Raw genomic sequence first — 12,161 nt, 5'->3', positions numbered from 1 at the left:
AGAGAGTTGGTGTGATGTTACTGCCTAGACAGCGAATGTCAACGCATTAATTAGCAAGCTTACTAGTTGGACGGCCAGCAGCCGTTTTTATAACTCTATCGAACAACAGATGGACCTGGACACCCACAGCGCATTCGTTCATCAAAAACCGCGAAGGCGCGCCACGGGCGTACTCATACAGAAAGGTTTGCGACTGCGGGGGCTTTAATCTCGGGGCTGCTGGCCCGGCACACCGCTGTGGAAGCGGAACTCGACGTCGGGACTCTCGATCAACCCGGCCTCGACGGCCCTGACTTTTTCGATCGTGCGATCAACGTCAGCGGCTTCACCGTATTGGTAGGCCAGCTTAAGGTAACCCTGAAAATGCCGGGCTTCACTTTTCAGCAATCCGTCATAGAAACGGCCCAATTCTTCATCCAGATACGGCACCAGCGCCTCGAAGCGTTCACAGCTACGCGCTTCGATAAACGCCCCCACCACCAACGTATCAACAAGCTTTACCGGCTCATGGGTACGCACGACCGCTCTTAGCCCAGAGGCATAGCGACTAGCCGACAGGGCCCGCCATTCGATTTTGCGCTTTTTCATCAGGCGCAAAACCTGTTCATGGTGCACCAACTCTTCACGGGCCAGACGCGACATCATCATGACCAGATCGGGATACCCTCCGTATTTGGCGATCATGCTCATGGCCGTGCTGGCAGCCTTGAACTCACAATTCTTGTGATCAAGCAGCATTCTTTCCTGATTGAGCAACGCCGCCTCAATCCAGCCCGCTGGCGTTTTGCACCCTAGGAAATCATGGATTTCAGACAGCATCGAAGCCCCCGATAACCCGACTGTCGGGCAAGGGACAACGCAGGAAGGATTCGACTTCTAGGTTCAGTTGCATAGGCTCACAGTACGGCTGGGTGGGCAAAGCGCAGCATTATACGAGGGCAGCGCGAATGAACCAGCGCCTTGCAGCAGATTTGTCCTGATATGGATCAACAACCCAGTCAGTGGAGTGCAACTATAGTTGTGCCTAACCAGCCGCTGTGAAAATAGTCAGTCACATTTAGGGAGATTCCAGCCATGCAAGCCATTCGCAGCATCCTCGTGATAATCGAACCCCCACACGCCGACAGCCTGGCCCTCAAACGCGCCAAACTGATAGCGGGTGTGACTCAAGCGCATCTGCATTTGTTGGTCTGTGACAAAAAGCATGACCATTCGGCCCTGCTTAAAGTACTTGAGAGCAGCCTGCTCAACGATGGCTTCAGCGTCACTAGCGAGAGTGCCTGGCACGATAGCCTGCATCAAACCATCATCGACGTTCAGCAGATCCAGGGCTGCGGTTTGGTGATCAAGCAGCATTTCCCGGATAACCCGCTGAAAAAAGCCCTGTTGACCCCAGATGACTGGAAATTGCTGCGGTTATGCCCAAGCCCCGTACTGATGGTCAAAACCAAGACGCCATGGGCAGGCGGGGTGATTCTCGCCGCAGTCGACGTCGGCAACTCCGATGAAGAGCACCGCGCCCTGCACTTCAGTATCGTGGACCACGGTTTCGACATCGCCGCCCTGGCCAAGGGCCAACTGCATGTCATCACCGCGCATCCCTCCCCCATGCTGTCGGCTACCGACCCAGTGTTTCAACTCAAGGAAACCATCGAGGCACGCTACCGTGAGCAATGCCAGGCGTTTCAATCCGAATTCGACGTCGATGATGCCAACCTGCACATTGCCGAAGGCCCGGCCGACGTACTGATCCCCTATACCGCGCACAAACTCAACGCCGTCGTGACCGTGATCGGCACCGTGGCACGCACAGGTTTTTCCGGCGCACTGATCGGCAACACCGCCGAAGCAGTGCTCGATTCACTGGAAACCGATGTGCTGGTATTGAAGACCGACGAGATCATTGCTCACCTGGAAGCGCTGGCGGCCAAGGGCTGATAGCGTTAGCCCCTGTTACACGGCCTTCGCGAATAAATTTGCTTCCACACAGGGGTCACCTATTTCTGTGTGCGAATTTATTCGCGAATGGCTTGATGCGATCTACCTGACACCCCGCCTCACCCGCCAAACGCATCCTTGAGAAACCCAGGCGCGATGTACCGCTCGTAATGGGCTTCTGACAGCAGAAAAAATTCGCGATCAATCGCATCGCGCAATTCTGGCAGAGCCCAACCGCGAAACTCCGGCATCAACACCACGCCATACGCTTCAAGTTGACTGATAACCCGCGCACCGCGGACGATCAGTTGGTAGGCCCAGCAATAGACCGACTGATGCGGCACAAAACGGATCTTGCGTTGCTCCAACTGCCGACGCAGTTTGGTGGCGTCGAACACTTCAAGCTTGGCGGTCATGACCTGAACGAGCAGTTGTTCAAGGCGCAACCAGACCGCACGTTTCTCGTCCTCGTTGTAACCATTCCAATTGATCACTTCGTGGTGGAAACGCTTGCAACCACGGCACACCAGATCCCCGTAAACCGTGGAACAGAGGCCGATGCAGGGGGTCTTGATGGTGTGTTTGGGCATGGTAAAGAGGACGACAAGAGGCGAAACAGGCCGCCATGTTAGCCCTTTGTCTAACGAGGGTCACCCCTGAAGATGCAGGGTCTAACTTACTTTTGCCGAGTTTTTGCCGTAGAATCAGCGAGCCTTTTAAGGCGCCAATGTCCGCTGGAAGCTGTTTTCAAAGCGTCACGAGCACAGTCAAGTAACCCCGCAGTCCGGTGTTGACGCAAGAATTTCTTCTCGAAAAAATCTTGTGTCGACACTCATCAGCCGTCCTGCAGGCGTAAAACTTTGAAAACAGCTTCTGTAAGAAATTACCGACTCCCCGGCCAAATGGCTCAAAAAGCCTAAAAAGCGCATGGGTGCGGATAATTTCTGGATGAGCGTCCCGGACACCCATTTGGGACCACTGATGAGGGTAATAACTGTGCTTGAAGCCTACCGTAAACACATCGAAGAGCGTGCCGTCCAGGGTATCGTGCCCCAGCCGCTTAACGCCGAACAAACCGCAGGTCTGATTGAGCTGCTGAAAACCCCCCCGGCTGGCGAAGAAGCTTTCCTTGTCGACCTGATCACCAATCGCGTTCCACCAGGCGTTGACGAAGCTGCATACGTCAAAGCTGGCTTCCTGTCCGCTCTGGCCAAAGGTGAAGCCACCTCTCCGCTGATCGACAAAAAACGTGCCGTTGAATTGCTGGGCACCATGCAAGGTGGCTACAACATCGTCACCCTGGTTGATCTGCTGGACGACGCTGAACTGGCGCCAGTTGCTGCCAAAGAACTCAAGCACACCCTGCTGATGTTCGACGCGTTCCACGACGTGGCTGAAAAAGCCAAGAACGGCAACGTTCACGCCAAAGGTGTTCTGCAATCCTGGGCTGATGGCGAGTGGTTCCAGAAGCGCCCTACGCTGGACGACAAAATCAGCCTGCGCGTGTTCAAGGTCACTGGCGAAACCAACACCGACGACCTGTCCCCTGCACCTGATGCCTGGTCCCGTCCTGACATCCCGTTGCACGCCCTGGCCATGTTGAAAATGGCCCGTGACGGCATCGTGCCTGATGAGCAAGGCGTAACCGGTCCGATGAAGCTGATCGAAACCATGCGCGGCCAAGGTTTCCCTATCGCCTACGTCGGTGACGTGGTCGGTACCGGTTCTTCGCGTAAATCAGCCACCAACTCGGTGCTGTGGTTCTTCGGCGACGACGTTCCTTTCGTACCGAACAAGCGCTCCGGCGGCTTCTGCTTCGGTAACAAAATCGCTCCAATCTTCTACAACACCATGGAAGATGCCGGCGCTTTGCCGATCGAGTTCGACGTTTCCCAGATGAACATGGGCGATGTGATCGACCTTTACCCGCACGCCGGTAAAGTCACCAAGCACAACAGCGAAGAAGTCCTGGCCACCTTCGAAATGAAGACCCCGGTACTGCTAGACGAAGTTCGTGCTGGCGGCCGTATCCCGCTGATCATTGGCCGTGGTTTGACCGAAAAAGCCCGTACCGAGCTGGGTCTGCCACCTTCGACCCTGTTCAAACTGCCTGAGCAACCGGCTGCCAGCACCAAGGGTTTCACCCTGGCGCAGAAAATGGTCGGTAAAGCATGCGGCGTCGCCGGCGTTCGTCCAGGCACGTACTGCGAGCCGAAGATGACCACCGTCGGTTCCCAGGACACGACTGGCCCGATGACTCGCGACGAATTGAAAGACCTGGCTTGCCTGGGTTTCTCTACCGATCTGGTCATGCAGTCTTTCTGCCATACCGCGGCGTATCCAAAGCCGATCGACGTCAAGACTCACCACACCCTGCCTGACTTCATCATGACCCGCGGCGGCGTTTCCCTGCGTCCGGGCGATGGCATCATCCACAGCTGGCTGAACCGTATGCTGCTGCCGGATACCGTCGGTACCGGTGGTGACTCGCACACCCGTTTCCCAATGGGGATTTCGTTCCCTGCCGGTTCCGGTCTGGTCGCGTTCGCTGCTGCCACTGGCGTTATGCCATTGGACATGCCGGAATCGATCCTGGTGCGTTTCAAAGGCAAAATGCAACCGGGCGTTACCCTGCGTGACCTCGTTCACTCCATTCCTTACTACGCGATTCAGGCTGGCCTGCTGACCGTAGAGAAGAAAGGCAAGAAAAACGCATTCTCCGGTCGCATCCTGGAAATCGAAGGCCTCGACAACCTGAGCATCGAACAGGCTTTCGAGCTGTCCGACGCCTCTGCCGAGCGTTCCGCTGCTGGTTGCACCATCAAGCTGTCGAAAGAGTCCATCTCCGAGTACCTGAGCTCCAACATCACCCTGCTGCGCTGGATGATCGGCGAAGGCTACGGCGATGCTCGTACTCTGGAACGTCGCGCTCAAGCGATGGAAGCCTGGGTTGCCAACCCTGAGCTGATGGTTGCCGATGCTGACGCCGAATACGCCGAAACCATCGTAATCGACCTGGCTGACATCAAAGAGCCTGTGCTCTGCGCGCCGAACGACCCGGACGACGCTCGTCTGCTCTCCAGCGTTGCTGGCGAGAAAATCGACGAAGTGTTCATCGGTTCATGCATGACCAACATTGGTCACTTCCGCGCTGCCGGCAAGTTGCTGCAGAAAGTTGAAGGTTCGCTGCCAACCCGTCTGTGGCTATCGCCTCCGACCAAAATGGACGCGCACCAGTTGACCGAAGAAGGCTACTACGGCATCTACGGCAAAGCTGGCGCACGCATGGAAATGCCAGGTTGCTCGCTGTGCATGGGTAACCAGGCACGCGTTGAACCGAACGCTACCGTTGTGTCCACGTCGACCCGTAACTTCCCCAACCGCCTGGGTGATGGCGCGAACGTTTACCTGGCCTCGGCCGAGTTGGCGTCTGTTGCATCGATCCTTGGTCGCCTGCCGACTGTTGAGGAATACATGGTTTACGCGAAAGAAATCGACACCATGGCAGCGGACGTTTACCGCTACCTGAGTTTCGACCAGATCGCCGAGTTCCGTGAAGCTGCTGCGAACGCCAATATCCCGGCTGTTCAAGCGTAACGAAACACCGCGTTGAAAAAACCCCGTCCTGGTGACGGGGTTTTTTTTGCCTTTCTGTAGGAGATGTCGCCCCGCCTCCGACGTCGCGCTGTCGCGCAGCAAGCTGGTTTTGATTTGCGTGGTGTGATGGTTTAGTGGTGTGTCAGATAAGCCGCCTTCGCAGCGGGACGCGTAGTTGCAAGCCTGCTTTACCGCTCATCGTCCCGTGGTTGCAGGAGGTGGGCTGACCATACATTCGGTTACCTTTTTGTGGTCCGGCATTCCGGCGTTTGTAAAAGGTGACACGCTGTAAGAGCGGAACCGTAATTCCAGCACACCAAAATGCCGGATATACACATCAAGACCAGCGCCAACACATTGTTTTAAAAGATTAAAAGTCTGTTTGATAGGAGCGAATTCATTCGCGAAGGCGTCAGCTCAGACTTACCAGACAAAGAAAAGCCCCGCATCTGCAGGGCTTTCTTGTTATCGCGTCAACTCAAACCATCAAACCATCAAACCACAACAGTCTGACCACTCATCGCCAGGTCCAGCAACTCACGGTTGGCCACTGCATACATCGCGTAGTCAGTACCACTGGCCGCACGCAGCTCGACCAGCATTGCGCGCCAGCGCTCTACCATCGGCAGGTGCTGTTCAAGCCACAATGCCAGCCGCGCTTCGATATCCGCTGGAGCATTTGGCATCTGCAGGACAGACACGGTGATCGCCCGTTGCTGCCAGTCGATGTCGTCACGGAAGGCTTCACGCGCCAGGGCCTGCCAGTTGTTTTCCACCGGCAGGTTACTGATCTGCTGCAAGTACCAGGTCACGTCCAGTGCACTGCCCACCGCGAAGTAAGCCTTGGCCACGTCGGCAGCGTTCTGCCCGGTGACGTCCGACGCTTCGATGATTGGCAACAGCGTGTACAAGTGGCTGGTGCCTGCAACCATGCGCGCCAGCAACTCGGGTACGCCCGCCTCGACATACGCCTGATAACGGGTCTGCCAGACTTCCCGGGTTGGGCCTTCGAGCAGTTCGTCGAGCTTGAGGCCCAACGCGGCGATGTGCGGACCGAAGTGTGCGACGTCGCGTCCAGCATCCAGTTCGTTGCGACGGCTGCGCAGGAACCAGCGCGTGGCGCGACGACCCAAACGCATCAGTTCGTCCATCAGGGCCAGTTGGATTTCGGCCGGAACCTTGTAATCCAGCGCCTCAATCTGACGGAACCAATGCGGCAGGTGGAAGATGTCCCGCACGATCACGTAAGCGCCCGCCACGTTGGCTGCACTCATGCCAGTGGACTCTTTGAGCCGCTGAACGAAGGTGATACCCATATGGTTGACCAGGTCGTTGGCGATCTGGGTGCTGACGATTTCGCGTTTGAGGCGGTGGTGACGCATGGCGTCGGAGAACTTGGCAGCCAGTGATGGCGGGAACGCCGTCTCCATGTCGCGGACCAGGTAATCGTCGTCCGGAACGCGGGATTCGAGCAGCGATTCCTTAAGGTCGATCTTGCTATAAGAGATCAGCACCGACAGTTCAGGACGGGTCAGGCCATGGCCTGCCGCGACCCGCTCGACCAATTGCTCTTCGACCGGGAGGAACTCGATGGCACGGTCCAGCTTGCCCCGCGCTTCCAGGTCGTTCATCAGGCGCTTGTATTCAGCGATCCGATCGTAAGCGCGGCGCGCGGCCAGGGACAAGGCCTGCGTTTGCTTGTAGTTGTTGCCCAGTACCAGGCTGCCCACTTCGTCCGTCATGCTTTCGAGCAACTGGTTGCGCTGCTTTTCAGTCATGTCGCCAGCATGCACCACTTCGTTGAGCAGGATCTTGATGTTCACTTCGTGGTCGGAGCAATCCACACCACCAGCGTTGTCGATGAAGTCGGTGTTGGAGCCGCCGCCGTTGAGGCCGAACTCGACCCGACCGAGCTGGGTCATGCCGAGGTTACCGCCCTCGCCCACGACTTTGCAGCGCAGTTCGTTACCGTTCACACGCAGCGCGTCGTTGGCCTTGTCGCCAACATCGGCGTGGCTTTCTTCGCTGGACTTGACGTAGGTACCGATACCGCCGTTCCACAGCAGATCCACTGGCGCCTTGAGCAGCGCATTGAGCAACTCCGTCGGGGTCAGTTTGTCGGCGCTGATGTCAAAGCGCTCTTTCATCTGCGGGCTGATGGCGATGCTTTTCGCACTGCGCGAGAAGATCCCGCCGCCTTCGGACATGATGCTGGTGTCGTAGTCGGTCCAGGCCGAACGCGGCAGATCGAACAGGCGCTGACGCTCGACGAAGCTGTTGGCCAGCTCAGGATTAGGATCGATGAAGATGTGCAGGTGGTTGAAGGCCGCAACCAGTTGCAGCTTGTCCGACATCAACAAGCCGTTACCGAACACGTCGCCCGCCATGTCACCAATACCCACCACGGTGATGCTGTCTTCCTGAACATTGATCCCGCGTTCACGGAAGTGACGTTGTACGCCGACCCACGCGCCCTTGGCGGTGATACCCATTTTCTTGTGGTCGTAGCCAGCCGAACCGCCGGAAGCGAACGCGTCACCGAGCCAGAAACCGTAGTCGATGGCGATACCGTTGGCGATGTCAGAGAAGGTCGCCGTGCCTTTGTCCGCCGCGACCACCAGGTACGGGTCATCGTCGTCGTGACGAACCACGTTCAACGGAGGTACCAGGGCGCCTTCTTTCAGGTTGTCAGTAATGTCCAGCAAGCCGGAAATAAAGATCCGGTAGCACGCGATGCCTTCGGCCTGGATTTCGTCGCGACCGCCACCCAGTGGCAGACGACGCGGCAGGAAACCGCCCTTGGCGCCGACCGGCACGATCACCGAGTTCTTCACTTGCTGGGCTTTTACCAGACCCAACACTTCGGTACGGTAATCTTCCTCACGATCAGACCAGCGCAGGCCACCACGAGCGACGTTACCGAAGCGCAGGTGTACACCTTCGACCCGTGGCGAATAGACGAAGATCTCGAATTTCGGCACCGGCTTGGGCAGTTCGGGAATCAGGCGCGGGTTGAACTTGAAGCTGAAGTAGCTCTTGTTCTGACCGTTGGCGTCCGGTTGGTAGAAGTTGGTCCGTAAGGTGGCTTTGATCAGGTCCAGGTAACGACGCAGGATGCGGTCTTCGTTGAGCACCTGAACGTTGTCCAGTGCCGCCAGAATCGCTTGTTCCAGACGTTGTTGCTTGTCTTCCAGGTCGTCGGCCGTCAGTTTGCGCGCCAGATAGAAGCGCGTCTTGAACAACCGGGTCAGCTCGCGAGCGATATCGGTGTGGTTGTTCAGGGTGCTGGCGATATAACCCAGGTCGAAGCCCAGGCGAATCTGTTTCATATAACGGGCATAAGCACGCAGCAACGCAACATCGCGCCACGGCAGGCCAGCCGTCAACACCAGACGGTTGAACGCATCGTTTTCGGCATCGCCGCTCACGATATGCACGAACGCATCTTGCAGCGTGTCGTTGAGCTGCTGAATGTCGAGGTTCAGACCCTCGCCCGCGGTGAAGGCAAAGTCGTGAATCCAGAACTCGCGGCCATTTTTCCGACGCAGGCGATAAGGGAACTCACCCAGCACACGCAGGCCAAGGTTTTCCAGAATCGGCAGGACATCGGACAAGGCCAGCGGGGTATCAGCGTGGTACAGCTTGCAATGCAGTTGCTGCTTACCGGCCTGCGCCAGTGGCTGGTAGAAGCTCATCACTAACGGATTGGCTTCGGTCAGGCTGAGCAAGTGTTGCATGTCGACCACGGCCGAATGCGCAGCGAAGCGCTCACGATAACCGGCCGGGAAGCCTTTCGGGAAGTCCGACAGCACATTGGTGCCATGGGCTTCGCCGAAACTTTCGATGACGAGGTTGGAGTAGTCGTCCTGCCACGAACGGCAGGCCTGCACCACTTCGTTTTCCAGTTGCTGCGGGTCGATGTCGAGACGGCTTTTCGGGTCCACTCGCAGGATCAACTGCACGCGCGCCAGGACTGACTCGGAGAAGAAGGTCCAGAATTCGCAATCGCTGGCCTTCAACCGATCCATCAACACTTGCTGGATTTTCTGCCGGACTTCGGTGGAATAGACGTCGCGTGGCACATAGGCCAGGCAGTAGCAGAAACGGCCGTACGGGTCTTTGCGCAGGAACACGCGAATCTTGTTGCGCTCCTGGATCTGCACGATGGACATCACGGTGTTGAACAGCTCGTCCACCGGGGTCTGGAACAGGTCATCACGCGGCAGCACTTCCACCACCTGCGCCAGCTCTTTACCCAGATGCGCCTTGGCGTCGAAACCGGAGCGGCGCTCGACTTCGGCAACCTTGCGGCGAATGTAAGGAATCTGACGCACGCTCTCGCCGTACACCGAAGAGGTGTACAGACCCATGAAGCGGCATTCCTTGATCACGTTGCCGGCGGCATCGATCTTGCGGATCGACACGTAATCCGGGTACGCAGGGCGATGTACACGACTTGGGTGTGCGGCCTTGGCAAACGACAGCAACATCGGCTCTTGCAGGTAATTCACTGCATAGTCTTCGATGTGCAGGTCTTCTTTGGTCAACCCGGCACGCAGCAGCTTGGTCAGACCGAGGAAGGACGACTCGTCATACACCAGGTAGCCGCCGCCGTTGTCGTTACGGACTTCGAACTCTTCGTAGCCAAGGAAGGTGAAGTGGTTGTCCACCAGCCATTGCAGGAAGACCTTGACCTCGGACTTCTCGCCTTCTTCAACGGCGAACTCAAGGGTATCGACACCCGCCAGCAGTTCGCTGATCTTGGCCTTCATCGGTTCGAAGTCAGCGACCGCGACCCGCACTTCATTCAGCACTTGCTCCAGCTCACGCACCAGCACATTCATTTCGGCGGCATTGGCGCAGCGATCAATCTCCAGATACATCAGAGACTCTTCCAGGATGTCCTCGCCGTGAGAACCCTTGGGCAGCAACTCCAGCAATTCGCCCTTGCTGCCGCGACGCACGCTCAGCACGGTGGTTTGCAGGGTATGAATGCTATAACCGCGACGGTTCAGCTCAGTACGGACCGAGTCCACCAGAAACGGCAGATCGTGATGCAGAACCTCGACCGCGGTGTGAGTCGATTGCCAGCCATGACGTTCGTAATCGGGGTTGTATACCCGCACTTGCGGATGAATATGTTCAAAACGTTCAAGCAGTCGCCAGGCAGACAAGGTGCAACCGGCCAGGTCGGACAACCGGCGCTGGGTCAGTTCATCTAGGGAAATAATGCCGAAAAATTGCTCAGCGAACAGCGCCACTTGTGGCAGTGCCTGTTCACTGATGTGCTGCGCCAGTGCCGCTTGCAGTTGGTGCTGAAAGTCGGACTTGCTGGCTGCGGTGAAGAACGCCATCTGTGGTACTCCGCTTGGGCTTTTATTGGTGGAAGCGTCGCATCCCCTTCCGGGGAAGGCCATCACGCGTGCTGGGATTCAAACAAAAGCAGCACAGCATGACAGGGTAGTGAAGCTAAAGAACAAACGCTCGTCACGATCGGGTAGTCACATTCATTTTCTCGGGAATGAACCCTCATGAAGAAAATGGGCATCTACAAAAACGACTGCCCAGGCAGGCTGTGTCTTTAGAGGTGTCCATCCTGCTGCGAAGCTTAACGACAGCGGGCCCGGCCCTGCTTGCGGTGCTGCGACATATTCGGTCATCGGCACGTAACACGCGCGCGAAATCCCCGTTAAATAGAGGTCGACACCGGATGAGGCATTCTTGAACGATCGAGGGCAGGAATTGCCGACACTGAGAAAAGGATCACAGCCAGCAGGGTAAAGCGGGGGCGTTTGCGGATAAAACGTCATGGGGTGCGATCGCGCACCCCTGGACAAGCAGCCGATGATCAGGGATCAGGCTTTTTTCAAGAACTCGGTACGCAATACCAGGCCTTTGACTTTCTCGACCTTGCATTCAACTTCGTCTTCGTTATCGGTCAGGCGGATGCCCTTGACCATGGTGCCGCGCTTCAGGGTGACCGAAGTGCCTTTGACTTTAAGGTCCTTGATCAGCGTCACTGAATCGCCGTCGGCCAGTTGGGTGCCATTGCTGTCTCTAACAATCAGGGTCATATCGAGTAAACATTCTTAAGCATTACGAAGGTGTAATGGCCAGCATTATAGCCCCTGCCCCGACCAATAAAAACCTAGCGGGCTGCTAGGGCATAGCGTGTAATTAACCGACAAACAATCGCCGAGACTGGCAAAATTGCGTTCTGCCCGCCTCGATAGATCAGGAAACCATTATGCACATCAACACGACCACCCTCATCGTCAACCCATGCGATGACGAATACGACGATATGGCCCTGTTCTGCTGCCACGGAGAAACCGGCGATCTGTTCTCGCTGACCCGTTTCCCTGACGAGAACCAGGTGGAAATCACCGTCCGTGACGACAAGACGCTCACCCTGAAAAACTTGAAAGTGACCTTCAGCGCCGAACGCGCGTTGATCGAAATCGACCCGGCCGACGCTGAGCAGCTAGACGGCCATGCCAACTATGAAATCCGTCACACGACGTCTGCGTCCGAGTTGCGTGATGTAGAAGAAACCTTGCAGATTATTCTGGAAGACATCGGCACCTACGTCAGCGAAATTGCCTGAGCAACCGTGCTTGATCGTT

The 12,161-nt window shown here is 56.8% G+C and carries 7 protein-coding genes; 3 read left to right on the top strand and 4 right to left on the bottom strand.

Annotated elements, in window-relative coordinates; translation table 11 throughout:
- Positions 1 to 204 precede the first annotated feature (204 nt).
- Positions 205 to 819 (bottom strand): MiaE family protein, encoded by a 615-nt coding sequence (locus AC1ME2_RS21395; RefSeq protein WP_480436580.1) that lies wholly within the window; start codon positions 817 to 819, stop codon positions 205 to 207.
- Between the two features lie 255 nt (positions 820 to 1,074).
- Here AC1ME2_RS21395 and AC1ME2_RS21390 point away from each other — a divergent pair, with 255 nt between their 5' ends.
- The gene (locus AC1ME2_RS21390; RefSeq protein WP_480436579.1) at positions 1,075 to 1,938 is read left to right on the top strand and encodes a universal stress protein; all 864 of its coding nucleotides are present in this window, start codon (positions 1,075 to 1,077) and stop codon (positions 1,936 to 1,938) included.
- A gap of 119 nt (positions 1,939 to 2,057) precedes the next feature.
- Here AC1ME2_RS21390 and AC1ME2_RS21385 read toward each other — a convergent pair whose 3' ends face one another.
- Positions 2,058 to 2,528: a DUF1289 domain-containing protein gene (locus AC1ME2_RS21385; RefSeq protein WP_480436578.1), complete on the bottom strand. Its 471-nt coding sequence runs from the start codon at positions 2,526 to 2,528 to the stop codon at positions 2,058 to 2,060.
- A 406-nt stretch (positions 2,529 to 2,934) separates the two neighbouring features.
- Between AC1ME2_RS21385 and acnB the strand changes: the two genes are divergently transcribed.
- Positions 2,935 to 5,535 carry a bifunctional aconitate hydratase 2/2-methylisocitrate dehydratase gene (gene acnB, locus AC1ME2_RS21380; RefSeq protein WP_480442262.1) on the top strand — a complete coding sequence of 867 codons (2,601 nt, stop codon included), beginning with the start codon at positions 2,935 to 2,937 and terminating at the stop codon, positions 5,533 to 5,535.
- 494 nt (positions 5,536 to 6,029) lie between these two features.
- On the opposite strand, the gene AC1ME2_RS21375 is transcribed toward acnB, so the two are convergent.
- Together AC1ME2_RS21375 and AC1ME2_RS21370 are read right to left on the bottom strand one after the other, a co-directional pair.
- Positions 6,030 to 10,889: an NAD-glutamate dehydrogenase gene (locus AC1ME2_RS21375; RefSeq protein WP_480436577.1), complete on the bottom strand. Its 4,860-nt coding sequence runs from the start codon at positions 10,887 to 10,889 to the stop codon at positions 6,030 to 6,032.
- 501 nt (positions 10,890 to 11,390) lie between these two features.
- The gene (locus AC1ME2_RS21370) at positions 11,391 to 11,609 is read right to left on the bottom strand and encodes an alkylphosphonate utilization protein (protein WP_257604287.1); all 219 of its coding nucleotides are present in this window, start codon (positions 11,607 to 11,609) and stop codon (positions 11,391 to 11,393) included.
- A 173-nt stretch (positions 11,610 to 11,782) separates the two neighbouring features.
- Between AC1ME2_RS21370 and AC1ME2_RS21365 the strand changes: the two genes are divergently transcribed.
- Positions 11,783 to 12,142 carry a hypothetical protein gene (locus AC1ME2_RS21365; RefSeq protein ID WP_480436575.1) on the top strand — a complete coding sequence of 120 codons (360 nt, stop codon included), beginning with the start codon at positions 11,783 to 11,785 and terminating at the stop codon, positions 12,140 to 12,142.
- Positions 12,143 to 12,161: the final 19 nt, after the last annotated feature.

It is taken from the genome of Pseudomonas sp. ASL9, assembly GCF_056680335.1.
The sequence above is the reverse complement of the archived record's forward strand: the minus strand, read 5'-3'. Positions and strand labels throughout refer to the sequence as shown.